This window comes from Streptacidiphilus sp. PAMC 29251 (assembly GCF_054208735.2).
Map to the genome: position 1 here is coordinate 4,173,112 of NZ_CM135725.2, position 26,307 is coordinate 4,199,418.

Annotated in this window: 24 protein-coding genes and 1 riboswitch; of the genes, 8 read left to right on the forward strand and 16 right to left on the reverse strand. The window is 71.2% G+C overall.

Annotated elements, in window-relative coordinates; genetic code table 11:
- Window positions 1–164: 164 nt before the first annotated feature.
- The 5 genes from ACXKR8_RS19535 to ACXKR8_RS19555 all read left to right on the forward strand — a co-directional run bounded on the left by ACXKR8_RS19535 (window position 165) and on the right by ACXKR8_RS19555 (window position 4,338).
- The gene (locus tag ACXKR8_RS19535) at window positions 165–683 is read left to right on the forward strand and encodes a 2-oxo-4-hydroxy-4-carboxy-5-ureidoimidazoline decarboxylase (protein ID WP_458275029.1); all 519 of its coding nucleotides are present in this window, start codon (window positions 165–167) and stop codon (window positions 681–683) included.
- A gap of 232 nt (window positions 684–915) precedes the next feature.
- Window positions 916–1,293 carry a succinate dehydrogenase, cytochrome b556 subunit gene (gene sdhC, locus ACXKR8_RS19540; RefSeq protein WP_458274181.1) on the forward strand — a complete coding sequence of 126 codons (378 nt, stop codon included), beginning with the start codon at window positions 916–918 and terminating at the stop codon, window positions 1,291–1,293.
- Window positions 1,294–1,301: 8 nt separating this feature from the next.
- A complete protein-coding gene (locus tag ACXKR8_RS19545) occupies window positions 1,302–1,772 on the forward strand; it encodes a succinate dehydrogenase hydrophobic membrane anchor subunit (RefSeq protein WP_458274182.1) in 471 nt (156 codons plus the stop codon).
- 26 nt (window positions 1,773–1,798) lie between these two features.
- On the forward strand, window positions 1,799–3,553 hold the full coding sequence (gene sdhA, locus ACXKR8_RS19550) for a succinate dehydrogenase flavoprotein subunit (RefSeq protein WP_458274183.1): 1,755 nt from the start codon (window positions 1,799–1,801) through the stop codon (window positions 3,551–3,553).
- On the forward strand, window positions 3,553–4,338 hold the full coding sequence (locus ACXKR8_RS19555) for a succinate dehydrogenase iron-sulfur subunit (RefSeq protein WP_458274184.1): 786 nt from the start codon (window positions 3,553–3,555) through the stop codon (window positions 4,336–4,338). The genes sdhA and ACXKR8_RS19555 overlap by 1 nt, the downstream gene beginning before the upstream one ends.
- Before the next feature lie 71 nt (window positions 4,339–4,409).
- On the opposite strand, the gene ACXKR8_RS19560 is transcribed toward ACXKR8_RS19555, so the two are convergent.
- Both ACXKR8_RS19560 and ACXKR8_RS19565 read right to left on the reverse strand, forming a co-directional pair.
- On the reverse strand, window positions 4,410–5,189 hold the full coding sequence (locus tag ACXKR8_RS19560) for a DUF5707 domain-containing protein (RefSeq protein ID WP_458274185.1): 780 nt from the start codon (window positions 5,187–5,189) through the stop codon (window positions 4,410–4,412).
- A gap of 47 nt (window positions 5,190–5,236) precedes the next feature.
- Entirely contained in the window at window positions 5,237–5,500 is a 264-nt protein-coding gene (locus ACXKR8_RS19565; RefSeq protein ID WP_458274186.1) for an SCO4848 family membrane protein, read from the reverse strand.
- Between the two features lie 81 nt (window positions 5,501–5,581).
- On the opposite strand from ACXKR8_RS19565, the gene ACXKR8_RS19570 reads away from it, so the two are divergent.
- A complete protein-coding gene (locus tag ACXKR8_RS19570; protein WP_458274187.1) occupies window positions 5,582–6,796 on the forward strand; it encodes a D-alanyl-D-alanine carboxypeptidase family protein in 1,215 nt (404 codons plus the stop codon).
- Between the two features lie 18 nt (window positions 6,797–6,814).
- On the opposite strand, the gene ACXKR8_RS19575 is transcribed toward ACXKR8_RS19570, so the two are convergent.
- The 8 genes from ACXKR8_RS19575 to ACXKR8_RS19610 all read right to left on the reverse strand — a co-directional run bounded on the left by ACXKR8_RS19575 (window position 6,815) and on the right by ACXKR8_RS19610 (window position 16,076).
- Entirely contained in the window at window positions 6,815–7,036 is a 222-nt protein-coding gene (locus ACXKR8_RS19575) for a hypothetical protein (RefSeq protein ID WP_458274188.1), read from the reverse strand.
- Window positions 7,036–7,437: a hypothetical protein gene (locus ACXKR8_RS19580; RefSeq protein WP_458274189.1), complete on the reverse strand. Its 402-nt coding sequence runs from the start codon at window positions 7,435–7,437 to the stop codon at window positions 7,036–7,038. Before ACXKR8_RS19580 ends, ACXKR8_RS19575 begins: the two co-directional genes overlap by 1 nt.
- An 80-nt stretch (window positions 7,438–7,517) precedes the next feature.
- The gene (locus tag ACXKR8_RS19585; protein ID WP_458274190.1) at window positions 7,518–8,972 is read right to left on the reverse strand and encodes a sensor histidine kinase; all 1,455 of its coding nucleotides are present in this window, start codon (window positions 8,970–8,972) and stop codon (window positions 7,518–7,520) included.
- Window positions 8,969–9,664, reverse strand: coding sequence for a response regulator transcription factor (locus ACXKR8_RS19590; protein ID WP_458274191.1), 696 nt, complete (start codon window positions 9,662–9,664; stop codon window positions 8,969–8,971). Before ACXKR8_RS19590 ends, ACXKR8_RS19585 begins: the two co-directional genes overlap by 4 nt.
- Window positions 9,665–9,709: 45 nt before the next feature.
- Window positions 9,710–10,840 carry a YihY/virulence factor BrkB family protein gene (locus ACXKR8_RS19595; protein ID WP_458274192.1) on the reverse strand — a complete coding sequence of 377 codons (1,131 nt, stop codon included), beginning with the start codon at window positions 10,838–10,840 and terminating at the stop codon, window positions 9,710–9,712.
- A 99-nt stretch (window positions 10,841–10,939) separates the two neighbouring features.
- Window positions 10,940–12,517 (reverse strand): hypothetical protein, encoded by a 1,578-nt coding sequence (locus ACXKR8_RS19600; RefSeq protein ID WP_458274193.1) that lies wholly within the window; start codon window positions 12,515–12,517, stop codon window positions 10,940–10,942.
- A 61-nt stretch (window positions 12,518–12,578) separates the two neighbouring features.
- On the reverse strand, window positions 12,579–13,559 hold the full coding sequence (locus ACXKR8_RS19605) for a hypothetical protein (protein ID WP_462100601.1): 981 nt from the start codon (window positions 13,557–13,559) through the stop codon (window positions 12,579–12,581).
- A gap of 1,026 nt (window positions 13,560–14,585) precedes the next feature.
- Window positions 14,586–16,076, reverse strand: coding sequence for an SDR family NAD(P)-dependent oxidoreductase (locus tag ACXKR8_RS19610; RefSeq protein ID WP_458274195.1), 1,491 nt, complete (start codon window positions 16,074–16,076; stop codon window positions 14,586–14,588).
- A gap of 190 nt (window positions 16,077–16,266) precedes the next feature.
- Between ACXKR8_RS19610 and ACXKR8_RS19615 the strand changes: the two genes are divergently transcribed.
- Window positions 16,267–17,901 carry a glycosyltransferase family 2 protein gene (locus ACXKR8_RS19615; protein WP_458274196.1) on the forward strand — a complete coding sequence of 545 codons (1,635 nt, stop codon included), beginning with the start codon at window positions 16,267–16,269 and terminating at the stop codon, window positions 17,899–17,901.
- Here ACXKR8_RS19615 and ACXKR8_RS19620 read toward each other — a convergent pair.
- The 5 genes from ACXKR8_RS19620 to ACXKR8_RS19640 form a co-directional block, all read right to left on the reverse strand.
- The gene (locus ACXKR8_RS19620) at window positions 17,898–20,114 is read right to left on the reverse strand and encodes a bifunctional glycosyltransferase/CDP-glycerol:glycerophosphate glycerophosphotransferase (RefSeq protein WP_458274197.1); all 2,217 of its coding nucleotides are present in this window, start codon (window positions 20,112–20,114) and stop codon (window positions 17,898–17,900) included. The genes ACXKR8_RS19615 and ACXKR8_RS19620 overlap by 4 nt on opposite strands.
- Window positions 20,115–20,153: 39 nt before the next feature.
- Complete coding sequence (locus ACXKR8_RS19625) at window positions 20,154–20,705, reverse strand: 2'-5' RNA ligase family protein (protein ID WP_458274198.1); 552 nt, start codon at window positions 20,703–20,705, stop codon at window positions 20,154–20,156.
- A 7-nt stretch (window positions 20,706–20,712) separates the two neighbouring features.
- A complete protein-coding gene (trpS, locus tag ACXKR8_RS19630; protein ID WP_458274199.1) occupies window positions 20,713–21,726 on the reverse strand; it encodes a tryptophan--tRNA ligase in 1,014 nt (337 codons plus the stop codon).
- Between the two features lie 92 nt (window positions 21,727–21,818).
- On the reverse strand, window positions 21,819–23,150 hold the full coding sequence (locus tag ACXKR8_RS19635; protein ID WP_458274200.1) for a hemolysin family protein: 1,332 nt from the start codon (window positions 23,148–23,150) through the stop codon (window positions 21,819–21,821).
- Between the two features lie 27 nt (window positions 23,151–23,177).
- On the reverse strand, window positions 23,178–24,431 hold the full coding sequence (locus ACXKR8_RS19640; protein WP_458274201.1) for a serine hydroxymethyltransferase: 1,254 nt from the start codon (window positions 24,429–24,431) through the stop codon (window positions 23,178–23,180).
- A 34-nt stretch (window positions 24,432–24,465) separates the two neighbouring features.
- Window positions 24,466–24,554: riboswitch (ZMP/ZTP riboswitch) on the reverse strand.
- A 66-nt stretch (window positions 24,555–24,620) separates the two neighbouring features.
- Here ACXKR8_RS19640 and ACXKR8_RS19645 point away from each other — a divergent pair.
- The gene (locus ACXKR8_RS19645) at window positions 24,621–25,115 is read left to right on the forward strand and encodes a hypothetical protein (RefSeq protein ID WP_458274202.1); all 495 of its coding nucleotides are present in this window, start codon (window positions 24,621–24,623) and stop codon (window positions 25,113–25,115) included.
- Between the two features lie 70 nt (window positions 25,116–25,185).
- Here ACXKR8_RS19645 and ACXKR8_RS19650 read toward each other — a convergent pair whose 3' ends face one another.
- Window positions 25,186–26,175 carry a malate dehydrogenase gene (locus ACXKR8_RS19650; protein ID WP_458274203.1) on the reverse strand — a complete coding sequence of 330 codons (990 nt, stop codon included), beginning with the start codon at window positions 26,173–26,175 and terminating at the stop codon, window positions 25,186–25,188.
- Between the last annotated feature and the right edge of the window lie 132 nt (window positions 26,176–26,307).

Below are 26,307 nucleotides of genomic sequence, written 5' to 3' on the forward strand. Positions count from 1 at the left end.
GTTCACTCCTTCGGCACGCCCCGACCCCAGGAACCGGAACCGTCACTACGCCGTCGCAGCCTGCACCGGCAGGCCGGTGCTCCGCGGCGAACTCCCGATAGCCTCGACAACCGTGCGAGCCCGCCCTTCCACGCTCGACCGAGGAGGACCCGCTGACCAGTGACATTCCGGCGCAGGCGCGCACCACCGCCGCGTCCGGCCTGCGACGTTTCAACGACGCCTCGCTGGGCGCCGCCGAGGAGGCGCTGCTCGCCTGCTGCGGCAGCCGCCGCTGGGCGCTGCGGCTGGCCCTGCACCGTCCGTACCCCACCGTCCCCTCGCTGCTCGCCGCCGCCAGCGAGGCCTCCTACGACCTCTCCTTCCCCGATCTGACCGAGGCGCTGGCGGACGAGAGCTGCATGCCGCAGCCGCTGCTGGGGATGCGGGCGCCGGGCAGCCAGGCCGCGCACACCGCGCTGCGGGCGGCGCACGCCGCGTACGAGGCGAGGTTCGGCCATGTGTTCGTGGTCTTCCTGGACGACTGCCCGCCGGAGGAGATGCTGGACCAGGTCCTGGTGAGCCTGCGGGCCCGGCTCGGCAACGACCCCGACGAGGAGCGCAGCACCGCGGCCGAGGAACTGCGCCGGATCGCGCTGAGCCGACTGGAGCATCTGGTCGCGTCTCACGCCTCGGCGGCAACGTGAGACGACCGGAGTGATCTCTCCCACATCCGCTGACCTAGCGTCGGACAGGACAGCAGTACAGGACCCCGGGGCCGTTAGGCCGGGCAGGGCTGTTTGATCATCCGATGGACCCCCGGCGGGCTGAGTGCCTGCTGGCGTGGCTACGATGGCCAGGGCCGGTGGACCATACCCGGCCGGGCCGACCGACGCTGACGCCGGCCGAGCCCCCGCCCCGCTTCCGGAGGGTTGTTCCGTGCCGGCTGGAACGCTGTACCGCGGCCGGGAAGGAATGTGGTCGTGGGTGGCTCATCGAGTCACCGGCGTACTCATCTTCTTCTTCCTGTTCGCCCACGTCCTCGACACCGCTCTTGTCCGGGTCTCACCACAGGCCTACAACAGCACGATCGCGACGTACAAGACCTGGCCCGTCAACCTGATGGAGTACGGCCTCACCGCCGCCATCCTGTTCCACGCGCTGAACGGCCTCCGGGTCATCGCGGTGGACTTCTGGGCGAAGGGTCCGAAGTACCAGCGGCAGATGCTGTGGACCGTGGTGACGGTGTGGGTGCTCTGCATGGCGGGCGCCTTCTACCCGATCCTGCAGGCCACCCTTCGCGACTGGTTCGGGTGAGGCGAGAGATGGCAATCGAGACCGACAGCATCGAGCTTGTGGACGGCGGTCCGGTCGCGGACCCCTCGGCCTTTCTGATCGAGGCGCCGCGGGCCCGCACCAAGCGCAACAACGGACGCAAGTCCCGTACCAACTTCGAGATGCTGGCCTGGCTGTTCATGCGGCTGTCCGGCGTCGTCCTGGTGTTCCTGGTGCTCGGCCACCTGGTCATCCAGCTGGTGCTGGACGGCGGTGTCTCCAAGATCAGCTTCGCTTTCGTCGCCGGTCGCTGGGCCTCGCCGTTCTGGCAGGGCTGGGATCTGCTGATGCTGTGGCTGGCGATGCTCCACGGCGCCAACGGCATGCGCACGGTCATCAACGACTACGCGCAGCGCGACAAGACCCGGCTCTGGTTGAAGCTCCTGCTGGTGACCGCCACGGTGTTCACCGTGCTGCTGGGCACCCTGGTGATCTTCACCTTCGACCCGAACATCAGCTGAGCGCGGACGGACGAGGCAGCACTGACATGCAGGTACACAAGTACGACACCGTCATCGTCGGCGCCGGCGGCGCCGGAATGCGCGCGGCCATCGAGTCGACCAAGCGCAGCCGCACCGCCGTGCTGACCAAGCTCTACCCCACCCGGTCCCACACCGGCGCGGCCCAGGGCGGCATGGCCGCCGCCCTCGCCAACGTCGAGGAGGACAACTGGGAGTGGCACACCTTCGACACCATCAAGGGCGGCGACTACCTGGTCGACCAGGACGCCGCCGAGATCCTGGCGAAGGAGGCCATCGACGCGGTCCTCGACCTGGAGAAGATGGGCCTCCCGTTCAACCGGACCCCCGAGGGCAAGATCGACCAGCGCCGCTTCGGCGGCCACACCCGGGACCACGGCAAGGCGGCCGTCCGCCGCTCCTGTTACGCCGCGGACCGCACCGGCCACATGATCCTGCAGACGCTCTACCAGAACTGCGTCAAGGAGGGTGTGGAGTTCTTCAACGAGTTCTACGTCCTGGACCTGCTGCTGGCGGACGTCGACGGGGTCAAGCGGACCTCCGGCGTGGTCGCCTACGAACTGGCGACCGGTGAGATCCACGTCTTCCAGGCGAAGTCGGTCATCTTCGCCTCGGGCGGCAACGGCAAGTTCTTCAAGGTGACCTCCAACGCGCACACGCTGACGGGTGACGGCCAGGCCGCCGCCTTCCGGCGCGGGCTGCCGCTGGAGGACATGGAGTTCTTCCAGTTCCACCCGACGGGCATCTGGCGGATGGGCATCCTGCTGACGGAGGGCGCGCGCGGCGAGGGCGGCATCCTCCGCAACAAGGACGGCGAGCGCTTCATGGAGAAGTACGCGCCCGTCATGAAGGACCTGGCCTCGCGTGACGTCGTGTCCCGCGCGATCTACACCGAGATCCGCGAGGGACGGGGCTGCGGCCTCGACGGCGACCACGTCTACCTGGACCTGACCCACCTCCCGCCGGAGCAGCTGGACGCCAAGCTCCCGGACATCACCGAGTTCGCCCGGACCTACCTCGGCATCGAGCCCTACACGGACCCGATCCCGATCCAGCCCACCGCGCACTACGCCATGGGCGGCATCCCCACCAACGTCCAGGGCGAGGTGCTGATGGACAACGACACCGTCGTCCCCGGCCTCTACGCCGCGGGCGAGGTGGCCTGTGTGTCGGTGCACGGCGCCAACCGGCTCGGCACCAACTCGCTGCTCGACATCAACGTCTTCGGCCGCCGGGCCGGCATCGCCGCCGCGGACTACGCCTCCACCGCCGAGTACCTCGAGCTGCCGGAGGACCCGGCGGCCCAGGTGCTGGCGCAGCTGGAGCGGATCCGCAGCGGCGACGGCACCGAGCGGGTCTCGGACATCCGCAGCGAGCTGCAGCAGACCATGGACACCAACTCCATGGTCTACCGCACCGAGGCGACCCTGAAGCAGGCGATCGAGGACATCGCCGCGCTGAAGGAGCGCTACCTGAACATCTCGGTGATGGACAAGGGCAAGCGCTACAACACCGACCTCCTGGAGGCCGTGGAGCTGGGCAACCTGCTCGACCTGGCCGAGGTCACCGCGGTCTCCGGGCTCGCCCGGAAGGAGTCCCGCGGCGGTCACTTCCGCGAGGACTACCCGACCCGCGACGACGTCAACTTCATGCAGCACACCATGGCGTACCGCGAGGTGGACGCCGACGGCAAGGACAGCATCCGCCTGGGCTACAAGCCGGTCGTGGTGACCCGCTACCAGCCGATGGAGCGTAAGTACTGATGAGCACCCCCACGATTGAGAACGCACCGCAGCACCACTCGGCGGGTCTGGACGCCGCCGAGTCGGGCAAGGTCGAGCTGGTCACCATCACCCTCAGGATCCGCCGGTTCAACCCGGAGGCGCACCCGGACGCGGTGTGGGTGGACTACCAGCTGACGGTCGACCCGAAGATCCGCGTCCTGGACGCGATCAACACCGTGAAGTGGGAGCAGGACGGCACCCTGACCTACCGCCGCTCCTGCGCGCACGGCGTCTGCGGCTCGGACGCCATGCGGATCAACGGCAAGAACCGGCTCGCCTGCAAGACGCTGATCAAGGACGTCAACCCGGCCAAGCCGATCACGATCGAGCCCATCAAGGGCCTCACGGTCCTGAAGGACCTGGTCGTGGACATGGACCCGTTCTTCCAGGCCTACCGCGACGTGATGCCGTTCCTGATCACCACCGGCAATGAGCCGACCCGTGAGCGGATCCAGTCCGAGGAGGACGTGCAGCGCTTCGAGGACACCACCAAGTGCATCCTCTGCGCCGCCTGCACCAGCTCATGCCCGGTGTTCTGGAACGACGGCCAGTACTTCGGTCCTGCCGCCATCGTCAACGCGCACCGCTTCATCTTCGACTCCCGCGACGAGGGCGCCGAGCAGCGGCTGGAGATCCTGAACGACCGCGACGGCGTCTGGCGCTGCCGGACGACGTTCAACTGCACCGACGCCTGCCCGCGTGGCATCGAGGTCACCAAGGCGATCCAGGAAGTGAAGCGGGCCCTGGTCACGCGTCGCTTCTGAGCTCCTCAACCGAGCACAGGGAAAGGCCGGCCACTCGCAACGAGTGGCCGGCCTTCTTTGTGCGGTGACGACTACTTCAGGCCGACCCAGGTCTGGGCCGAGGCGGCGGCACCGCTGGTGCCGTTGCCGCCGTAGACGTAGCGCCAGCTGCCGCCCGCGCTGTCCTTGACGGTGGTGCTCAGCGCGCCGGTCCTGCCGGACTTGACCCACTTGACCGTGGTCCAGGTCTTGCCGCCGGTCTTGCGGAACTCCAGGCGCACCTGCTGGGCGCCGTAGCCCTGGTAGGCGAACGTGTCCCAGTTGGCCCGGTTGAGCTGGCCCCTGACGGTCAGGTTGGCGCCCTTGCGCACCTTGGTCGCGGAGACCTTGGCGGTGAGCCGGTCGGCGCGCTTGAGGGCGAAGGTGGCCGCCTTGGCGTTGAAGGTGGTGCTGCCGTCCTTCGCGGTGACCAGAACCGCCAGCTGCCAGGCGCCGGCCTCCTCGTTCAGCGGCATGTCGCCGCGGACGGCCTTCTCCGTGGCGGTCTCCGACGCGGTGGCGGTGGTGGCGGTGGCGGAGTGGATCTTCAGCGCCTCGCCGCCGTCGGCGACGTCGGCCGCGGTGATCGGGCCGTACGCCTTGAGCAGCGCGACCGGGAGGGGCAGCACCTTGATGCTCTTGATCCCGGAGGCGTCCTTGGCGCTGACCGCGAGGGTCAGCTTGTAGGTCCCGCTGAGCCCGACGGTCAGCGAGCTCCCCGAGGCCTTGGTGATGACCGGCTTGGCGGTGGCCGCGAAGGCGGCGCTCGGCACCGCGAGGGCGCCGAGGACGAGCGCGCCGGCGAGGACCGGGGCGGCTATGGCAATACGCATGATGCTCCTGTCACGAAGACCCCACCGTGCGGGATCTTGTGTGCCAGTTATAGAACATCTTCCTGCTGCTTCCGCACGCCGCCCCTGAGGCTGCGCACCCCGACCCAGCCGACCACCAGGCCCAGGACCAGCGAGGTCAGCGCCAGGGCGGCGTGGATCCAGAAGTACGCGGTCGGCTGCGAGTGGTCCCCGTGCACGAAGGCCAGGCCCTCGCCGTCCGACCAGAGGTTCTTGAAGAAGGTCGCCCAGATCCAGATGCTCCAGACACCGAAGGCGGCGAGGAACCAGGAGGCGCGGCGGCTGAGTCTCATACGACGATTATCGGGGAGGCATCCGTGGGTTCTTACCGGGGGGTGGTTCGTACGCGGGGTTCGATTGGGTACGGTCGTGCGGTGTCCAATGAACCCGCCACCACTGCCAGGATCACCACTGCCGCCCTGCTCGCGCTGGCCGCCGGGCTGGTCGGGGTGACCCCCGCCGCCGCTGCCGTGCACAGAGGCGCCAAGGTCCCGCAGCCGCCCGCGCGGATGTCCGTGGTCGGTGGCGAGCGGCTCGGCCTGCCCGGGCTGCAGGTGGCCCCGCAGGCGGGGGCGCCCGCGGTGCCGGCGAAGCTGTCGGCGCTGTCCTGGATGGTGTCGGACCTGGACACCGGCCAGGTGCTCGCGGCGGACAACGCGCACTGGGCGCTGCCCCCGGCGAGCACCCTGAAGACCCTGTTCGCGGACACGGTGCTGCCGAAGATCCCCACCGCGGGCAGCCACAAGGTGGTCGACGCCGACCTGGCCGGGATGGGCTCGGGCAGCAGCCTGGTCGGGGTGCTACCCGGCAAGACCTACAAGGTCACCGACCTGTGGCTGGGCGTCTTCCTGCGCTCCGGCAACGACGCCGTGCACGTGCTCGCGGCGATGAACGGCGGGGTGGCCGCGACGGTGACCCAGATGCAGGAGCAGGCAGTACGGCTGGGCGCGGACGACACCCATGTGGTCTCCCCCGACGGCTACGACATGCCGGGGCAGGTCTCCTCGGCGTACGACCTGAGCCTGTTCGCCAGGGACGGCCTGAAGAACGCCGACTTCGCCCGCTACTGCTCCACCGTCAAGTCGGAGTTCCCCGGCGGCCCCAACACCAAGGGCAAGCCGTTCGAGATCGACAACACCGACCGGATGCTCGGCGGGATCGACGGCGTGCCGCGCTACGCAGGCCTGATCGGGGTCAAGAACGGCTACACCACCAATGCCGGGAACACCCTGGTGGTGGCGGCCAAGCGGAACGGCCACACCGTGCTGGTGAGCATCATGAACCCGCAGAGCAAGGCGCTCAACTCGGTCTACACCGAGGCCGGGAAGCTGCTGGACTGGGGCTTCGCCGCCGAGGGCAAGGTCGCTCCGGTCGGCAGCCTGGACCAGGCCCCCGCCACCCCCGCGCCCAGCGCGTCCCGGCCGCCGGCCAAGGCCCCCGGCGGCCCGCTGAACGCCTCCGGCAGCAGCTCCACCGCCTCGTTCGGCCTGAACGGGACCGAGGCGGTGGCCGCCGGGGTGGTGGTGCTGGCCGCGGCCGGCGGCGCGATCGCGGTCACCCGCCGCCGTCGCCGCCGGGTGCTGCGGTAGGGCTGGGACCGACCGACCCTACTGGCTCGGGTCGGACGCGGCATCCGAGTCGGCGGCGGCCGCCGCGCTCTGAGCCGCGTCGACCTTCTGCTGCATCTGCTGGACCGTACTGGCGGAGACCCCGGTCGGCGTCGCCGCCGGCCCGGCGTGCCCGGAGGAGCAGCCGGTGAGACATCCGCTGAGGCCGAGACCTGCCAGCACGCAGGCGGCGAGCAGCAGCACCGGCTTCCGGCCGGACATCAGGAGGCCCCGAGGTGGTTGGCGCCGCACCAGCTCTCGACGCCCTTGAGGTCGGCCTGCCGGGTCGTCAGCGTCCCGACCAGGGCCTGACGGGCGGTCAGCCGGTCATTGAGGTAGGTCTCGATCGCGGTCTGACCCGCCCCCTTGGCGAGGTCCACCCGCTTCTGCAGCCGGGCGATGGAGCCGCGCTCGGTGGCCCTGCCGTGCAACCGGGCCAGCGCCCTGGTGATCCTGGCGTCCACCTTGGGCGCACGGACGCAGACAGCCTTGGCCTGACGCTGCGCCGGGGAGGTACTGGGCGTCGCGCTCGCAGCCGAGGCGGGGGTGACCGCTCCGAGCAGGGCGCCGGCCAGGGCGAGCCCGGCACAGGCCGAGCCGAGAGCAGTACGGCGGATGGGCATGGTCGCTTCTCCTCACACACTGTCGGAACGTCCGGCTGACGCCCCGTCCGCGGCGAGCGTAGGAAGCTTCCTTGTGGAAACTATGTGGCAGCGGTGAGCCAGTCGCGGCGTGGGTGCAGCGTGGGCGGGGAGGTGAGGGGGAGGCGGATCTCGGCTCTGGTGCCCTGTCCTGACGGGGTGTCGGTGAGTCGTACGGTGCCGCCGTGCAGGGCGATCTGCTGGGCCACCAGGGTCAGTCCGAGTCCGGAGCCCGGACTGTCCCGGCCGCGCCGAAAGCGCTCGAAGACCTGCTCGCGCTGCTCGGCCGGGACGCCGGGGCCCGCGTCGTCCACGGTCAGCACCAGCTGGTCGTGATCGGTCCGCAGCTCCACCTCGACCTGGGGCGGGCCACCGGCGCTGCCGCCGTGCACCAGGGCGTTGACCAGCAGGTTGTCCACCGCGAGCCGCAGCCCGGGCTCCCAGCCGCGGAGCCGCGGCGCGGGCGCGCACCGTACCGTCAGCCGGGCCTGCGGCTCGCGGCGGCGGGCGTCCGCGGCGGCGGCCTCGACCAGCTCGGCGAGGTCGACGTCGGCGAAGGCGTCCGCCTCGACCAGGTCGCCCTGGGCCAGCGAGCGCAGCGCGGTGAGCAGCCCGAGCATCCTGGCGTGCTCGTTCTGCAGGTCGTCCAGGACCTCGGCGCGCTCGCGCGGGCCGAGCCCGGGGTGGTCGGTGAGGATGTCCAGGTTGGTGCGCATGCTCATCAGCGGGGTCCGCAGCTCGTGCGAGGCGGAGGCGGCGAAGGCCCGCGCGGTCTCCAGCGCCTCGGCGGTACGGGCCGCCTGGGCGTCGTAGCGGCGCAGCACCGACTGCAGCGTCCGGGCCAGTTCGTCCACCTCGGCCACCCCGGTCGGGCGTTCCGCCAGGCTGAGCCTGGTGGCCGGATCGTCCGGGTCGAGCCCGCTGGTACGGCGGCGCAGGGTGCGCAGCGGACGGGCGGCGCGCTCGGCCACGCCGAAGGCCAGCAGCCCGCCGAGCGGCGCGGCGACCAGCGCGACCAGGCCGATACGGCGGCGTACCGACGCCACTTCGTCGCCGACCTCGGCGGCCGGGGCGAACAGCCACAGGGTGCCCGGTGGCTGCCCGGCGGCCCGGGTGACCGGCTGGGCCAGCACCCGCCAGGACACTCCCCCGGCCCGGAAGCTGACCGGGCCGCCCGCGGCGGCGGCCCCCTCCGGCAGCGGGACGCCCGGGTCGGGCTGGGCGCCCTCGGCCACCAGCACGCTGCCGTCGGCGGCGGTGAGCCGCACGCCCGCGTCCAGGGCGGCGGCGGAGAGCCGGTGCTGCTGGTTGGCCTCCTGCCGGGTGCGCCCGGTCGCCTCCGCCCGCAGCGCGGTACGGGCGGACGGCAGCGCGGAGGCAGCCCGGTCGCGCAGCCGTCCATCCTGTCCCGCGTGCAGGTCCCGGTTCACCAGGCCGAGCAGCAGCAGCCCGGCGAGCAGCACCATCACCGGCACGATCGCGGCGGTGACCAGGGCGATCCTGGCGGACAGCCTCATCGCTGCTCCTCCCGCAGCACAAAGCCGACACCCCTGACCGTGTGCACCAGCCGGGGTCGGCCGCCTGCCTCCAGCTTGCGCCTGAGGTAGCTGACGAAGGTGTCGACCACATCGGTGCGGACCTCGAAGTCATAGCCCCAGACCCGGTCCAGCAGCTGATCCCGGCTCAGGACCAGGCCGGCGTTGCGGGTGAGCGCCTCCAGCAGCTCGAACTCACGGCGGGTCAGTTCCACCGGCTGCCCGCCGTAGTGGACCTCCCTGGTGGACGGGTCGACCGTGAGCGCGCCGACGGTGAGCGGCTCGGTCGCCCGGGGCGGCCTGCGGCGGAGCAGCGCGTGCAGCCGCAGCACCAGCTCCTGCAGCGCGAAGGGCTTCACCAGGTAGTCGTCGGCGCCGGCCTGCAGCCCGGCGATCCGGTCCTCCAACTGGTCCAGCGCGGACAGCATCAGCACCGGGGTCTCGTCCCCCGCCGCGCGCAGCCTGCGGCAGACCTCGGTGCCGGACAGGTCCGGCATCGAAACGTCCAGCACCAGCACGTCGGGCGGCGCCTGCTCCAGCGCGGCCAGGGCGGCGAGGCCGCCCTCGGCCAGGCCCACCGCGAACCCGCTGAGCCGCAGCCCGCGCTCCAGCGACCTCCGGATCGCCGCATCGTCGTCGACCACCAGCACCCGGCCCTGCCCCTGCCCAGCCATCGCGCCCCACCCCGCCCTCGGCCCCGTGGGGAGCCACCCTAGGCCCTACCGGCGCAGCCTCCGCAGGACCCCGGCGGCAGCCGCGGCGGAGAGCGCCGCCCCCTCCACCCGCCCGCGCCCCCGCCCCGCCGGGGCAGCCGGCGCCGACGCGGCGGAGAGCACCGGGTCAGGCGCCGGGGCCTTCGCCAGCGCGACCGCCGCGCCGCCTGCCCCCGCCGTACCGGAAGCCCCCGCCGCAGGCGGCCCCGCGCCGAGCTGGACGGCCAGCCCGTCCGCCGCGGTCAGCGCCTCCTCGGCCCGCTCGCGGGCCCGGACGGCCGCCGCCGCGGGGTCCGCGCTGGCGGTCCAGGCCACGCAGAAGAACAGCCAGCGGAAGATGAAGTCGATCCACAGCAGCAGCGCCACCGGGGTGCCGAACGCGCCGTACATGCTCTTTCCGGCGACCTTGCCGAGGTACGCGGAGAGCAGCAGCTTCAGTAGTTCGAAGCCCACCGCGCCCAGCAGCGCCCCCTGCGCGACGATGCGTTTCCGCTGGTCGGCGATCCGTGGCAGGCCGACCAGCAGATAGGCGAACATCAGCATGTCCGCGCCCACCGCGATGACGAACCCGGCCGCGCCCAGCAGCACCGAGCCCCAGGCCGAGTGGTCCAGGCCGAGCCAGTCGGCGACCTGCCCGGTGAGCGCGGTGGTGAGCGAGGAGGCGCCGATCGAGACCGCCCCGACCAGGCCCAGGCCGACCAGGACGCCCACGTCCAGCACCTTGCGCAGCACCGGATTGCCCGGTTCGACCGGCAGCCGCCAGACCGTGCGGATGGAGACCCGGGTGGTGTCCACCCAGCCGAGGCCGGAGACCAGCAGCAGCACCCCGCTGACCAGTCCGACCGTCCCGGCGTTGCGGACCAGGGAGTCCAGGTCGAGCGACTGCGCCAGTGCCGGGACCTGCTTCTCGATGCCGTTCTGCAGGTGCCGCACCTGCTCGTCGCTGAGCCCCGCGGCCGCGGCCGCCATCGCCACCGTGAGCAGCGGGAACAGGGCCAGGAAGCCGAAGAACGTCACCGACCCGGCGAGCCGGTTGCCGCCCACGTCGTTGAAGTACTGATAGACCCGGTACGGCCGGGTCCGCAGCACCCAGGAGACCACCGGCCCGATCACGGGCAGTCGGGTCAGCACGTCCACCGGTGGTCCCCCTGTCAGGTCGGGCCAGGTCCTGCCGGAACAGATCCTGTCGGGACAGGTCCTGTCAGGCCAGGTCCTGCCGGGCCGGCCGACCCGCTGTCAGCCGGCCTTCCCTGCAGCGATGATCTCCTGCTCCGGCGGTTCCGGGTGCTCGACATCCGGGGCGGCCGGGAATCGCTCCGCCAGCTTCCGGTCCCGGGAGCGGGTGATGGTGGCCAGCGGGAGCGACAGCACACCGATCATCAGCGGCCCGGCCATGTACCGCCAGACCTGCGCCGGGCTCGCCGCGATGACGGTGAGCTGGAGCGACAGCGTCGGGAGCAGCAGCAGCAGCCAGACCTTGTTCCGCCGGACCCAGGCCAGCCGCAGCACCAGGGCGTAGAGGATGTAGCACCAGATGGCTCCGCGCCAGACGATCCACTGGATCGAGGCCACCGTGCTGTTGACGGAGTACTTCCGCTCGAAGCTGTTGAGCTTGTAGGAGAGCGGATGCTGCTTCTGCAGCACCTTCCAGTACGGGCTCTGCTTGATGTTGCTGCCGTGGTAGGACCAGTTGGCGTTGTCGTAGGTCCAGTGCATCATCGCCTTGGTGACCCAGGGCACCTTGATGTTGGTCTGGCCCTGCACGCTGGTCGGCCCCTGGACGACGCCCCAGGCGATCTGCGACCGGCAGATCCGGGCCTTGGCGATGTCCTGCGGGGTGCGCAGCAGGATCCGGGTCCACAGCGACAGCAGCTCCGGGCCCTTCGCGGCCGCCTCCGGGCGGTTCATCGGAGCGGCCATCGCCCAGTCGGCGTCCCAGCAGTTGGCGGCCCGCCCGCGCCAGTGGGACAGCGGTGCCACCTGGGCCATGAGCGCGACGTCGGCCGGGGTGAACGAGCTGGGCGAGTCCTTGTAGGCAAAGGCGATGTCGGCGATGTTGATGCCGAGCACCGCGTCCTCGTGCGGCAGCTTGACCCCGGCGGCGGGATAGACGAACAGGGTCAGCACCAGGGCGACCGCCGTGGTGACCGCGCCCGCGGCCAGCACCTTGAGCCGGACCCCGGGAACCAGCAGCAGGATCCCGACCACCACCACGATGACCGCCGGGTAGCTGTTGTTGCGGAACACCAGGATCGCCGCGAAACCGGCCGTGAGCCGCCACAGCCCGGGCCTGACCAGGACGGCCCGGTCGGCGGCCCTGCGGAGGTTCCCGTCCTTGGCCACCCCGGCCAGCAGGATGCAGCCGGAGAACATCAGCACGCCGCCGAGGACGTAGGGCACGTCCTTCCAGATGAACACGAAGAAGGTGCCGGTCGACGGCAGCAGCACCACCAGCGCCGACGCGATCACGGTCCAGCGGGCCCGCACCCCGATCCGGTGCAGCGAGACCGCCGTGTCGGCCATCAGCAGCGAGGCGACGAAGGTCTGCAGCAGGGTCAGCAGCCAGAGGTTGCCGGTGCCCTTCAGCGACAGCCAGACCAGCGAGTCATAGGCGATCGAGTGGTCGGACACCCAGTTCCCGGTGGTGACCTGCCAGACGTAGGTGAAGGAGTCCGGGCTGTACAGCGCCGGCCAGAAGGCCGCCCAGTGGACCAGGAAGAGCGCCTGGCAGAGGACCAGCACCGTGAGCGCCAACCGCTGCGGCGCGGTCAGGCCGCCCCATCTGCGCGTGACGGCATGGACTGCGGGCGGCATGCTGGGCATTGTCGGTACTGCTCCCTCGTCGTCAGGTGGTGCTGCGTCCTGCGGACCGCCGTCAGCTCATCACGGTGGCGGACTCGATCGCGTTCTGCCTGCGCGGCTGGCGACCCAGGGCGGCCCTGGCCACCAGGTCGTCCAGGGCCATCTGGAACCGGGTCATCGAGCTGGGCTCCTCGGGGCCGAGCAGGTACGTCCTGAGCTCTTCGCGCTGCTCGGCCAACAGGTCGGCGGCCGGGTCGCGCACTGCCGCAAGCAGCGTATCGAGACCGGTTGAGTCCGGGGTAAGAACGACCGCCGCCCGCGCCGCCGTGTTGCGGAGCCGGAACTCCTCCTCGCCGAGGCCGGCCGAGTCGGTGATGGCGTAGGGCTTGCCGGTGGCCATGAAGTCGGACACCACGCTGGAGATGTCGGAGACCAGGGCGTCGCTCTCGTTGAAGCAGTCGTACAGCGCGTAGTCGTCGCCGATGGCCAGGCGGTGCTCCGCGGGACGGCCGACGAACCAGACCAGCTCGCCGCGGCGGCCGCGGAGCCAGGTGACCCGCTCCTCCTGCGCGCGGGTGAGCCTGCAGTCCCTGGTGCGGTCGGCGCCGTCGCCGTGGGCGCCTTCCCAGCCGCCGAGGATCGAGGCCAGCTCGGCCCGCACCTCGGCCAGCTCGGCCTGGGCGGCCTTCTGCTCGGCGGTCTGCGCGGCCGAGGTGCCGGCCGCGGCGGCGGCGTTGGCCTGCGCGATCATCACCCGGATCCTGGCGTCGACGTCGGCCATCCGGCGGTCCCGCAGCCCGGTGAACGGGTGCGGCCGGTAGAGCACCCGGAGCGGCTCCGGCGAGGCCAGCAGCTTGGCGATGATCTTCTCGCCGGCCACCCCGAGCGAGGTGTTGCCCGGGTCCTCGGTCCAGCTCTCCCAGGTGGGCGCGTAGAGGACGGTACGGACGCCGCCCTCGCGGGGGCCGTGCTTGATCCGGCCGAGCTGGGGCCGGCCGACCTCGACCAGCGCCTCCTCGCGCACGCCGACCTGGGCCTGGTCGTAGCGGTCCACGCCGGGCCCGGCCCGCGGTCCAGATCTCGTCGTAGACCCGGCTGAAGGGGTTCACCGAGGCGAGCTTGTCGCTGTCGCCGTGGCCGAGGAAGACGTGCCGGGCGGTGGGCAGCCGCATGGTCTGGATGCTGGGCGCCACGTTGGCGGCGTAGAAGACCACCTTGACGCTGGACCAGTCCAGGTTCATCAGCTCGGCGCCGACCGGGATGCAGACCACGGGCAGGCTGGTGGGCGCCAGCTCCTCCATGATGTGACGGTCGCTCAGCAGGATCATGGTCCGGCTGTCCAGCTGGGCCAGCGTCTCCAGCCACATGTTCAGCTGGTAGCCGGAGGTCCGGGTGCCGGCGAAGTGCAGCATGGTCTGCGGCTGGTAGCCGTCGATCCACTTCTGGACGTGGGCCAGGGCCTGGGTGCGGTTGGCGATCCGGCGGTTGCGCAGCAGGATCGGCGCCAGGTAGCAGCACCAGGCGCCGGCCACCAGCAGCATCAGGCCGCTGCCGAGCAGGCTGAGCCAGAGCACCCCGGTGCCGACCGCGAGCAGCGGCCCGGCCATGCCGAGGAAGCCGGAGACCTGGTTGACCTGGACCGCCAGCGGGCCCAGTTCCTTGGCCGCGCCCTTGGCGATGCGCAGGCCGGTGGCGTCGACGTTGCGGGTCTCCACCGCGAGCTTCCTGGTCCGCCACAGCCGGCCCATGGCGGCCGTGCTGGGCATCCGGAGCAGCCGGCGCAGGATGAAGGCGCTGACGATGAGGATGACCGCCCGCGGCATGTGGTCGTCGGGCCAGCTGCGGACCAGCAGCAGCACCAGCAGCATCTCCCGCAGCGTGGTCCTGACCTCTATGCCGGCGAAGTTGTCACGGAGTATCCGCCTGAGCCAGGAGGGCTGCCGCTCGCCCTGGAGTTCGGCGCCGACCCCGAGCACGGCCCCGGCCAGGAACACCCAGGGCTGCTCGGCCACGACCGCCACGACCATCAGCAGATGGCCCAGGAGCAGGCTGAGGTCCCTGCTGCCGGCGACTCCACGCTTCACGCGGTCACCGCCTGGGAGCCGTCGGCGGCCTGGGAGCCCGCGGTCTGCGGGGCGCCGGCCGGGGTCAGCCGGATGTCCACGACCTGGCCGGTGAGCGGGGCGAGCAGCATGTCCAGCGAGGTGCGGGCGACCGCTTCGGAGCTGAGCAGGGTGCCGGGGTTCTCGTCCCCGAAAGCACGCTGGCGCATCGGTGTCCTGGTTCGTTCGGGGTTGATGCAGTTGACCCGGATGCCGTCGGGGGCCCACTCGTCGGCCAGGGCCTGGGCCAGGTTCACCACGGCGGCCTTGGCGGAGGAGTAGAGGCTGTAGCCGGAGCGGCCCCGGGTGTAGCTGCTTGAAGTGTAGAAGAGCAGGTGGCCGCTGGTCTCGGCGAGGTGCGGGTGGGCCGCCCTGGCGATCCTGATCGGCGCGAGGTAGTTGACCTCGAGCGCCTCGGCGATCTGGGCGTCGTCCTGGTCCGCGAGCTGACCGATCTGCAGCGACCCGGCGGAGTTGACCACGAAGTCGATCCGGCCGAACCGCTTCTTGGCGTCGGCCAGGGCGTCCTCGATGTCCTGCTGGCTCTTGACGTCGGTGCCGGTGGTGGAGCGGCCCAGGGCCAGCACGTTCGCGCCGTAGCCCTCGGCCAGCTCGGCGACCCCGGCGCCGATTCCGTAGGAGCCGCCGAAGACCACCACCGTGCGGCCCTCCAGGGCGGCCCGGTAGTAGGCGTCGTCGTGCGAGGGCGGCGGCTCGTGCGAGGCCAGCTGGAACAGCTTGTCGATCAGGTAGACGTCGAGCGGGTGGGTGACCTTCATATTGTGGTCGTCACCCTGCACCACCAGGATCGGCACGTCCGGCAGGTACTTGAGCACCACCGAGCAGTCGTCGGTGGCCTGGAAGTTGGGGTCGAGCGAGGCCAGCTCGTACGCCTTGCGGATGGTCGACAGCCAGAAGCCCTGCGGGGTCTGGCCGCGCCGCAGCCGCGAGCGGTCCGGGATCTCGGTGATGAACTCGCCCTCGTCGCCGTGGGTGCGGGTGACCACCACGGTGTCCGCCGAGGGGATCGCCACGTCCACGGCCTGGTGCCGCTGCAGCGCGGCCACGCAGTCGGTGATCACCCGCGGCGACAGCAGCGGCCGGACCGCGTCGTGGAACAGCAGGATCCGGTCGTCCTCGCCCGGCGCCAGCCGGTCGGCGACCTCGGCGATCGCGCGCTCGGTGGTCTCGTTCCTGGTGGCGCCGCCGGCGACGACGGCGACGACCTTGCCCTGGCCGACCGGCACCGCGAGCTCCTCGGCCACCGTGAGGTGCGAGGCGGTCATCATCACGATGATCTCGTCGACCTGGGGCGAGGAGGCCAGCGCGGCGACCGTGTGCTCCAGGATCGTGCGCCCGGCCACCTTGAGGAACTGCTTGGGGACGTTCAGTCCCATCCGCTCGCCGACCCCGCCGCCGAGCACGATCGCCGTGACACCTCGGGTTGTGGTTGAGGTGTTCGCCACCATGATCGACCGCCGTTCTGCTATGCACCGGACTCAACTCTACGGACGGGCTAAAGGTACACGCCCTGTTCGGCTCAGCCGATCCCGGGCAACCCGCATGCAGTAACAGGAATGCAACATCTGGAAGGGTGATAGCGCATCCTTCGGCCAGGGACTTCGTTGGGCATCGGGAGTTCCCATCCCAGGAGTGCGAATGCCCCCGCCCGATGTCACGGTCATCACTCCGGTGCACGACACCCGTGACTACCTGGGCCCGTGGTTCACCTCACTGCTCGACCAGACCATGCCCAGGGACCGGTTCGAGGTGATCGCCCTGAACGACGGCTCCACCGACGGCAGCGCCCAGGTGCTCGACGAACTGGCACATGACTGGCCCGAGTTGCTGCAGGTCGTCCACCTGCCGCCGAGCGGGGGGCCGGCCCGGCCGCGCAACCTCGGCCTGGAACTGGCGAACGGCAGGTACGTCTTCTTCCTCGACTCGGACGACCGGCTGGGCCCGGAGACGCTGGCGCGGCTCACCGCGTACGCGGACCGGCTCGGCTCGGACGTGGTATTGGGAAGAATAGTGGGAATCAACGGCCGCCGGGTTCCCCGGGACGTGTTCCGGCACAATCGCGGGCAGGCCGACATCAAATCATCGGGTATCCTCTACGCCCTCACTCCGGCGAAACTCTTCCGCCGCGAATTACTCGATCAGCACCGGATCCGCTTCCGCACCGAGCTGCGCATCGGAAGCGATCATCCTTTCGTGGTGGAGTCCTATCTGCGGGCCCGGCGGGTCTCGGTGCTCGCCGACTACCCCTGCTACTACCTGGAGGCCAGGGACGGCGGCGGAAACATCTCGCTCGGACCCGCGGTGACCTCCTCGCTGCGGCTGCCCTACATGCGCGCCTCGGCGGAGACCGTGCTGCGGGTCGACGGTCCTGGGAAAATCCTGGACGCACTGCTCAGACGGGTGCTGCGGATCGAGTTCACCGACCTGCTGGGGCCCGGATTCACCGCGCTCCCGCCGTCCGCGCAGCGTACCGAGATGGCCGGCCTGCGGGCCTACCTGGACGACTGGTACCGGGCCGAGCTTTCCCGGTCGCTGCCCTCCTGGGTCCGCTGGCGCATTCACTGCGTACAGGAGGGGAAAAGGAGTGCGCTGTGCGCCCTGATCGCCACCGAGAAAGCCGACGGGCTCGGCTTCCGCGCCGATGACAGCGGCAGTGCCGCGCCCGTTCTGGTGTCCGAAGGGCACGCCTATGCGAATCTCCCCGGGTTCCGTGATCCGGCGTTCGGAATTCCGGACTCCTGTTATGACATCACCGCTGAGCTGGCGGTGGACCACCGGCTCGGCGAGGTCGCCCTGGACCGGGACGGACTGACCCTCGCCGGAACCGTCGGCCTGCCCCGGCTGGCCGGGCCGCCGTCGGCCGTCGAGGTCTTCGCCAGGGAGCGCGGCGGCGGGGCGGTGGTCCCCTTGTCCACCGAGCACCTGAACGGCGGTTTCCGGGCCCGCTGGGCGGCGGACGGGATGGCCCGTCCGGGCACCTGGGACCTGTTCGCCGAGGTGTGCTGCCAGGGGGTGCGCCGGGAGGTACGGCTCGGCAGCAGCCGCGACCCCGGGCTGACCCTGCCGTCCCCGTGCTACTGGACCGCGCCCTACGGCAACCTCAGCCTGCGGGTCGAGGCCCCGCCGGCGGTCGCCGCCGTCCCGCTGCCCCGGCCGCAGGCGGCGCAGCCCGCCCCCGCCCCGCGCGGGCTGCGCCGGCTGCGGCCCGGCCGAGCGGGCTCCGGGGCGGCGGCCCCGGGGGCGGCCGGCGCGGCCCCGGGGGCGGCCGGTTAGCGCCGGCGGCGGGCCTGCTCCGGGGTCGGGGCCGGGGTGCGCTGCGCCAGGGGGACCACCGGCAGCGGCTCGGTCTCGCCCAGGAAGACCCGGCGGACCACCCGCTCCGCCGCGTTGCCGTCGTCGAACTGGCAGAACCGCTCCCGGAACGCCGCCCGCAGCCGGGCCGCCTCGGGCGAGCGCCAGGAGCCGTCCTGGAGCAGCTCCGCCAGCTCGTGCTCGCTCCGGGCCACCACGCCCGGGGTCTGCCCCGGACGGCCGGACAGCAGGTCCAGGTAGACGCCGCGGGACTGCCGGTAGACCTCCCAGTCGTCCGCCAGCACGATGATCGGCCGGTCCAGGTTGGCGTAGTCGAACATCACCGAGGAGTAGTCGGTGATCAGCGCGTCGGCGGCGAGCGCCAGCCGCTCCACCGAGGGGTGCCCGGACACGTCCACCACCTGCGCCCCGGCACCCGGGGCCGGCAGCGCGGCCCGGTCGTAGTAGTAGTGCGCCCGGTTCAGCAGCACATAGCCGGGGCCGAGGGTGCGGGCCAGCCGCTCCAGGTCCAGCTGCGGCCGGTAGGAGGCCCGGTAGTCGCGCATGGTCGGCGCGTAGAGCAGCGCCACCGCGCCCTCGGGGATGCCCAGCTCGGCCCGCGCCTTGAGCACGTCCTCGGCGCTGGACCGGTAGTAGACGTCATTGCGCGGATAGCCGTACTCCAGCGTCTCGTAGCCGGACGGGTAGACCCGCTCCCAGATCAGCGAGGTGAAGCGGTTGGCGGTGAGGCTGTAGTCCCAGCGGTCGACCCGGCGCAGCAGCTTGTCGAAGTCCATGTCGGCCGAGGCCGCCGGATAGTCCTGCAGGTCCAGGCCCATCTTCTTGACCGGGGTGCCGTGGTGCGTCTGCAGGTGCACGGTGCCGGGGCGCTTCGGCACGTTGTCGGGGAAGTTGACGTTGTTGACGAAGTACTTGGCCCGGGAGACCGCCTCCCGGTAGGCGCGGGAGCCGGGTCCGACGAAGGTCAGCCCCTCGGGCGCGTCGGCCCGGCGGTCGGCCTTCACCACCCACACCGTTCGCATGCCGGGCACCAGCTCGCGCAGTTTGGCGTGGATCGCCAGCGGGTTGCAGGCCGGGCCGCGGCTCCAGTACGAGGCGAAGACCGCCAGGTCCTCCTCGATCGGCAGCGCCCGCTGGATCCGCTGGTAGCCGCCGAGCACCGGCCGGACCACCGCGCCGCGCAGCCCGGGGCGGGCGCTCCGGGCCGCCTGCTTGGCCTTGCGGGCCGCCTCGCCGAGGGTGCCGACCCGCCAGCTGCCCTTGCTCCGGGCCGGCACCGGCTGCGCCCCGGCCGGGCGGTGCCGCTGCTCGGCCTGCGCCGCCAGCTCGAAGAACTCCCGGTGCGCCGCGTGCGGCACCCGGCCCGGGTGGTTGCCGATGGTCCCCAGGTGGTTGACCATCCGCAGGTACATCGCATGGTGCCAGTGCTCGAGCTCGGGGTGCTCGTCCAGGAAGGCGAACACCCGGTCGTACTGCTCGAAGATGTCGAAGTGCTTGCGGCTGACCGTGGAGAGGATGCTGCCGCCCCCGCGCCGCTGCCGGTAGTGCACCACCACCCGGTCCAGCAGGGTGATGCTGGTGGCCGCGAGCAGCGCCGGATAGGTGTACGGGATGTCCTCGTAGTACCCGGTCGGGAAGCGGAAGCCGTACTGGTCCAGGAAGCCGCGCTTGTAGGCCTTGTTCCAGACCACGGTGAGCAGCCCCAGCAGCTCCTTGCGCTGCGACACCTCGAACACGTCCGGGCGGTCCGGGCCCGGGGCGAACACCTTCTGGTCCACGCTGCGGATCAGCCGGCCGTCCCAGAAGGACCGGGCGTAGTCGAAGACCACCAGGTCGGGCCGGCCGGTGGCGTCGATCCGGTCGGAGATCGCCTGCAGCGAGCCGGGGGTGAGGGCGTCGTCGCTGTCCAGGAAGAGCACGTAGTCGCCGCTGGCGAGGGCCAGCCCGGCGTTGCGGGCCCGGCCCAGGCCGACGTTCTGCGGCAGGTGCAGCACGGTGACCCGGAGATCCCGGCTCGCGTACTCGTCGAAGATCTCGCCGCAGCCGTCCGGGGAGCAGTCGTCGATCCCGATCAGCTCGAAGTCCGCGTACGACTGGTCCAGCACCGAGGCAAGGCATTCACCCAGGTAGGCCTGGACGCGGTAGGCAGGGACGATCACGCTGAAGCGGGGCATGGGGATTTCCACAGGGTCGACCGGCGGGACGCCGTCACTCTAGCGCGACGCCCCGGCCGGGCCCTGGTGAAGATCACCGAACGGGAAGGCGCGCAGCGGCCGCCACACCTCGTCCGCGCCGAAGCGGTACAGGCTGAACCCGGCCACCTCGAAGTCCGCCCGGTAGCCTTTCAGCCCGGTGTACGCCCGGTCCAGCGCCTCCTCGGCGACGGCGTGGGCGACGGTGACGTGGGGATGGTAGGGAAAGCTCAGCTCCCGGGCCAGCAGTCCGGAGCGGACCGCGGCCTCGACCGTGCGGCACTCCAGCGCCCCGGCCTCCACCCGCAGGTAGACCACGGGGGACACCGGCCGGAAGGTCCCGGTGCCGAGCAGCAGCAGCCGGAACGGCCGCTGCGCGGCGGCCGCGGCGGCGAGGTGCCGCTCGACCTCGGGCAGCGAGTCCGCCGGGACCTCGGTCGGCGGCAGCAGCGTCACATGGGTCGGTATCGACCGTGCCAGCGGGTCGCCGTAGCCCGCGCGGGCGTCCTGCACCTCGCGCGCGTACGGCTCGGGCACGGCGATCGAGACGCCGATCACGATCGGGCCGGTCATCGCGGCCTCAGTGCTTCGCCGGGAGGAAGCCGATCCGGTCGTACGCCGACGCGAGGGTCTCCGCCGCCACGGCGCGCGCCTTCTCCGCGCCGCGGGCCAGCACCGCGTCCAGTTCCGCCGGGTCGTCCAGGTACAGCCTGGTCCGCTCCTGGAACGGGGCGACCCACGCGCTGTACACCTCGGCCAGCTCGGTCTTCAGCGCCCCGTACATCTTGCCGTCGAAGTGCTCCACCAGCTCCGGCACCGGCCGACCGCTGATCGCCGAGTAGATGCCCAGCAGGTTGGACACGCCGGGCTTCTCCTTCTCGTCGTAGGAGACGACCGTGCCGGTGTCGGTGACCGCGCTCCTGAACTTCTTGGCGCTGACCTTGATCTCGTCCAGCAGGCTGACCAGGCCCTTGGGCGAAGAGGCCGACTTGCTCATCTTGGCGGTCGGATCCTGCAGATCGTAGATCTTGCCGGTCTCCTTGGGGATGTACGGGTTGGGCACGGTGAAGGTCTGCCCGTAGCGGTGGTTGAAGCGCTCGGCCAGGTCGCGGGTCAGTTCGACGTGCTGCCGCTGGTCCTCGCCCACCGGGACCTGGTCCGCCTGGTACAGCAGGATGTCGGCGACCTGCAGGATCGGGTAGGTGAACAGGCCGACCGAGGTGTTGCCGGAGCCGTACCTGGCGGACTTGTCCTTGAACTGGGTCATCCGCGAGGCCTCGCCGAAACCGGTGATGCAGTTCATCACCCAGGCCAGCTGCGCGTGCTCGGGGACGTGCGACTGCACGAAGAGGGTGCAGCGCTCCGGGTCCAGGCCCGCGCCGAGCAGCTGCGCCACCGACACCCGGGTGTTCTCCCGCAGCAGCGCCGGATCCTGCTCCACGGTGATCGCGTGCAGGTCGACGACCATGTAGAAGGCGTCGTGGGTCTCCTGCAACGACACCCACTGGCGCACCGCGCCCAGGTAGTTCCCCAGGTGGAAGGACCCGGACGTCGGCTGGATACCGGAGAGCACGCGAGGGCGATCAGTGACCATGCCGCCATTCTCTCAGGAACCGGCAAGCACTTTGCGCACGGTCGGCCGCCGCCGCGCTCAGGACGGCGCCGCGCTCGGACCGCCGCCCGCGCTCAGACCGGCGGCTGCTCCGGCTCCGCCACCGAGACCCGGACCCGGTCCACCCGGCGGCCGTCCAGCGCCGCCACCGCGATCCGGTAGCCGGGCACCCCCTCCGCCAGCGGCTCCACCGCCACCTGGTCGCCGGGCTCCGGCAGCCGGCCCAGCTCGGAGACCACAAAGCCGGCCACCGTCTCGTACGGGCCCTCGGGCAGCTCGACCCCGGTCTCCTCGGCGAAGTCGGTCAGGTTGAGCAGCCCGTCCACCTCGATGCTGCCGCCGGCCAGCCGCCGGGTGGTGCTGACCTCCTGCGAGTCGTACTCGTCCCTGATCTCGCCGATGACCTCCTCGACCAGGTCCTCCAGCGAGACGATGCCGGCGGTGCCGCCGTACTCGTCCACCACGATGGCCAGGTGGTGGCCCTCGTGCCGCATCTCCGACATCGACGGCAGCACCCGCTTGGTCGCGGGCAGCAGCTTCACCGGCCGGGCCAGGTCCCGCACGGTCTGCGCGACCGGGCCGCCACCGGGCTGCGGGGCGCGGTAGAGGTCGCGGACATGGACGAAACCGACCACCGCGTCGTAGGAGCCGTCCACCACCGGGTAGCGCGAGTGCGGGTACTGGCTGACCTCCTCGCGCACCTCCTCGAGCCGGCGCGAGGCGTCCAGGAAGGTGACCTCGGTCCGCGGCACCATCACCTCGCGCAGCTGCCGCTCCCCCGCCGCGAAGACCTCGGCGATCAGCCGCCGCTCGTCGCTGCCCAGCTCGGTGTTGGACGCGACCAGGCCGCGCAGCTCCTCCGAGCTCATCGCGTTGCGCCCGGCCTTGGGGTCGCCGCCGAGCAGCCGCACCATCAGGTTGGTGGACCGGGACAGCAGCCAGATCACCGGCCGCAGCACCACCGAGATGAAGTCCACCAGCGGCGCGGCCAGCAGCGCGATCGACTCGGCCCGCTGCAGCCCGATCCGCTTGGGCGTCAGCTCGCCGAGCACCAGCGACACATAGGAGATCAGCAGGGTGAGCAGCACCAGCGCCACGGCGTCGGCCAGCCCGTCGCTCATCCCCAGGTCGGTGAACAGCGGCGCGGCCTTGGCCGCGAGGGTGTCCGCGCCGAACGCCGCCGACAGGAAGCCCATGCAGGTCACCCCGACCTGCACGGCCGCGAGGAAGCGGTTGGGGTCGCCGGCCAAGTGGGCCGCCCTGACCGCGCGCTTGGTACCGCGCTCGGCCAGGGCCTGGATCTGCCCTTCGCGCAGGGAGATCAGCGAGATCTCGGCAACGTTGAAGATTCCACCGATGATGATGAAGATCAGGACCAGTCCCGCGTCCTGGAGGGTCTCGCTCACGGGGACAGTCTAGGAACTTCTACGGAGTCAGTTCACCGGAAGGCCGGGCGCCGGGTACGCGTCCATGAGTTCCTTCACCTCGGCGCGCACCTTGCCGACGGTCTCCTCGTCGCCGTCGCGGGCGGCCAGCACCGTGCGGTCGATCCACTCGGCGACCGCGGCCATCTCCGCCTCGGGGATGCCGCGCGAGGTCAGCGAGGGGGTGCCGATCCGGATCCCCGAGGGGTCGAACGGCTTCCTGGTGTCATAGGGGACGCTGTTGTAGTTCACCACGATGCCGGCCCGGTCCAGCGCCTTGGCGGCCACCTTGCCGGCGATGTCCTTGCTGGTCAGGTCGATCAGCAGCAGGTGGTTGTCGGTCCCGCCGGACACCAGCTCGAAGCCCCGGGCGGCGAGCTGCTCGCCCAGCGCGCGGGCGTTGCCGACCACCTGCGCCGCGTACGTCCGGAAGTCCGGGCCCGCGGCCTCCTTCAGCGCGACCGCGATGGCGGCGGTGGTCTGGTTGTGCGGGCCGCCCTGCAGACCGGGGAAGACCGCCCGGTCGATCGCCCGGGCATGCTCCTCGGTGGACATCAGCATCGCGCCGCGCGGGCCGCGCAGGGTCTTGTGGGTGGTCGTGGAGATCACATCCGCGTACCCGGCCGGCGAGGGGTGCGCCCCGCCCGCGACCAGCCCGGCGATGTGCGCGATGTCGGCCACCAGCACCGCCCCGACCTCGCGGGCGATCTCGGCGAAGGCCGGGAAGTCGATGGTCCTGGGGACGGCCGTGCCACCGCAGAAGATCACCTTGGGGCGCTCCTTCAGCGCCAGCGCGCGCACCTCGTCCAGGTCGGTCCGCCCGGTGTCCCGCCGGACGCCGTACTGCACCCCGCGGAACCAGGAGCCGGTGGCCGAGACGCCCCAGCCGTGGGTCAGATGGCCGCCCATCGGCAGCGCCATCCCCAGCACGGTGTCACCGGGCTTGAGGAAGGCCAGGTAGACCGCGAGGTTCGCGGGCGAGCCGGAGTACGGCTGGACATTGGCGTGCTCGACGCCGAACAGCGCCTTGGCCCGGTCGATCGCCAGCGTCTCGACCTGGTCGATGTTCTGCTGGCCCTCGTAGTAGCGCTTCCCCGGGTAGCCCTCGGAGTACTTGTTCTGCAGCACCGTCCCGCTGGCTTCGAGGACGGCGGCGGAGACGTAGTTCTCACTGGGGATCAGCCGCAGCGTGTCCGCCTGCAACTGCTCCTCGGCGGCGACCAGCGCGGCGATCTGTGGGTCTGTCTGCTGAAGCGCGCTCATGGCGTTCCTCCGGGTCTGGTCCAGTGACGGGTGACCCGGATGCCCAGGCGTACGGCACTCCGGTGGCTCTGCTCCGTCGCTCCCTCGTGGTTCCTTCCACGTGCGCCAGTCGCGACAGCTGCCAGCTTAGGGCGCGACCCGGCAGAAAATCCCTTCGTCCCGCTGAACGAGACGGAATAGCGTTGGGGCATGCACCCCACCGCCGACCCCGACGACCACCCCGCCTGGCGCGATGCCCTGGTCCTGGTCAACCGCGACCTCGCGGTCTCCGAACCGGGTCTGGAACCGCTGGCCCTGCTGGACTTCGCCGAGAACGGGATCTACGTCGGCCTGCCCTCCTGGGGTTCGCAGGGAAACGCCCTCTTCCCCTCGTCCGACTACCACGAGGTCGAGGCGGACGCTCCCGCCGCCACGCCCGACCAGACCCTGCTGACGATCGCCGATGCCGGGCAGGAATCGGTGATGGAGTACGCGTGGCGGGCCTGGCCGGTCTGCCCCGTGCACCTTCTCGGCATGCACCCCCGCCCGGACCCGGACGCCGGCGGCCGAGCCTCCTGGTGGTGCCGGGGACGGGACGCCGCCGGCCATGTCGAGGCGGCCATCGGCGAACTCACCGCGCTGCCCAGCGCCGACCCGCGCAGCAAGAGCGAGCGCCGGCGGCAGCGCAAGGCACGCAAGCCGTAAACGCCTCCGCCCGCCGGTACAGGTTGCGTACGGGCGGGCGGGGGCGCGGTGCGGTGGTCCGTGGCGGGGACTAGATCAGGCCGAGACCCTGGACCGCGTCGCGCTCCTCGACCAGCTCGTTGACCGAGGCGTCGATGCGGGCGCGGGAGAAGTCGTTGATGTCCAGGCCCTGGACGATCTCGAACTTGCCGTCCTTCGCGGTGACCGGGAAGGAGGAGATGAGGCCCTCCGGGACGCCGTAGGAGCCGTCCGAGACGACACCCGCGCTGGTCCAGTCGCCGGTCGCCGTGCCGTTGGTCCAGGTGAAGACGTGGTCCAGGGCGGCGTTCGCGGCCGAGGCGGCCGAGGAGGCGCCGCGGGCGTCGATGATGGCCGCGCCGCGCTTGGCCACGGTCGGGATGAAGAAGTCCGCCAGCCAGGCGTCGTCCGAGACGGCCTTGGCCGCGTTCTCGCCGTTGACCTCGGCGTGGAAGACGTCCGGGTACTGGGTGGCCGAGTGGTTGCCCCAGATGGTGAGCTTCTTGATCTCGGAGACCGTCACGCCGAGCTTCTTGGCGAGCTGGGCCACGGCCCGGTTGTGGTCGAGCCGGGTCATCGCGGTGAAGCGGTCGGCCGGTACGTCCGGCGCGTTGCGCTGGGCGATCAGGGCGTTGGTGTTGGCGGGGTTGCCGACGACCAGGACCTTGATGTCGTCCGCGGCGTTGGCGTTGATGGCCTTGCCCTGCGGGCCGAAGATGCCGCCGTTGGCGGCGAGCAGGTCGCCGCGCTCCATGCCGGGACCGCGCGGGCGGGCGCCGACGAGCAGGCCGATGTTCGCGCCCTCGAAGCCCTTGTTCGGGTCGTCGAAGATGTCGATGCCGGCGAGCAGCGGGAAGGCGCAGTCGTCGAGCTCCATCGCGGTGCCCTCGGCGGCCTTGACGCCCTGCGGGATCTCCAGCAGCCGCAGCTTCACCGGAACGTCGGGACCGAGGAGGTGGCCGGAGGCGATGCGGAAGAGCAGCGCGTAGCCGATCTGGCCGGCGGCACCGGTGACGGTGACGTTGACGGGAGTGCGGGTCATGAGAGATCTCCTGCTGATACCTGGGATGCTGAATTCCTGGGTGGTAGGGCTTCGGCGGCAGGCAGCAGAGCACGTGCAGGGCACGCCCGCGGTGCCGGACCCTGATCGATCTCTTGACTTCAAGAGACCGCT

Bases quoted from the DNA above. Each gene is read 5' to 3' on its own strand.
- ACXKR8_RS19600 (WP_458274193.1), bottom strand. From the start codon at position 12,517: ATGCCGCCCGCAGTCCATGCCGTCACGCGCAGATGGGGCGGCCTGACC.
- ACXKR8_RS19545 (WP_458274182.1), top strand. From the start codon at position 1,302: ATGGCAATCGAGACCGACAGCATCGAGCTTGTGGACGGCGGTCCGGTC.
- ACXKR8_RS19625 (WP_458274198.1), bottom strand. From the start codon at position 20,705: ATGACCGGCCCGATCGTGATCGGCGTCTCGATCGCCGTGCCCGAGCCG.
- trpS (WP_458274199.1), bottom strand. From the start codon at position 21,726: ATGGTCACTGATCGCCCTCGCGTGCTCTCCGGTATCCAGCCGACGTCC.
- ACXKR8_RS19565 (WP_458274186.1), bottom strand. From the start codon at position 5,500: ATGAGACTCAGCCGCCGCGCCTCCTGGTTCCTCGCCGCCTTCGGTGTC.
- ACXKR8_RS19615 (WP_458274196.1), top strand. From the start codon at position 16,267: ATGCCCCCGCCCGATGTCACGGTCATCACTCCGGTGCACGACACCCGT.
- ACXKR8_RS19575 (WP_458274188.1), bottom strand. From the start codon at position 7,036: ATGTCCGGCCGGAAGCCGGTGCTGCTGCTCGCCGCCTGCGTGCTGGCA.
- ACXKR8_RS19580 (WP_458274189.1), bottom strand. From the start codon at position 7,437: ATGCCCATCCGCCGTACTGCTCTCGGCTCGGCCTGTGCCGGGCTCGCC.
- ACXKR8_RS19645 (WP_458274202.1), top strand. From the start codon at position 24,621: ATGCACCCCACCGCCGACCCCGACGACCACCCCGCCTGGCGCGATGCC.
- ACXKR8_RS19610 (WP_458274195.1), bottom strand. From the start codon at position 16,076: ATGGTGGCGAACACCTCAACCACAACCCGAGGTGTCACGGCGATCGTG.
- ACXKR8_RS19585 (WP_458274190.1), bottom strand. From the start codon at position 8,972: ATGAGGCTGTCCGCCAGGATCGCCCTGGTCACCGCCGCGATCGTGCCG.
- ACXKR8_RS19590 (WP_458274191.1), bottom strand. From the start codon at position 9,664: ATGGCTGGGCAGGGGCAGGGCCGGGTGCTGGTGGTCGACGACGATGCG.
- ACXKR8_RS19555 (WP_458274184.1), top strand. From the start codon at position 3,553: ATGAGCACCCCCACGATTGAGAACGCACCGCAGCACCACTCGGCGGGT.
- ACXKR8_RS19560 (WP_458274185.1), bottom strand. From the start codon at position 5,189: ATGCGTATTGCCATAGCCGCCCCGGTCCTCGCCGGCGCGCTCGTCCTC.
- ACXKR8_RS19640 (WP_458274201.1), bottom strand. From the start codon at position 24,431: ATGAGCGCGCTTCAGCAGACAGACCCACAGATCGCCGCGCTGGTCGCC.
- ACXKR8_RS19620 (WP_458274197.1), bottom strand. From the start codon at position 20,114: ATGCCCCGCTTCAGCGTGATCGTCCCTGCCTACCGCGTCCAGGCCTAC.
- ACXKR8_RS19650 (WP_458274203.1), bottom strand. From the start codon at position 26,175: ATGACCCGCACTCCCGTCAACGTCACCGTCACCGGTGCCGCCGGCCAG.
- sdhA (WP_458274183.1), top strand. From the start codon at position 1,799: ATGCAGGTACACAAGTACGACACCGTCATCGTCGGCGCCGGCGGCGCC.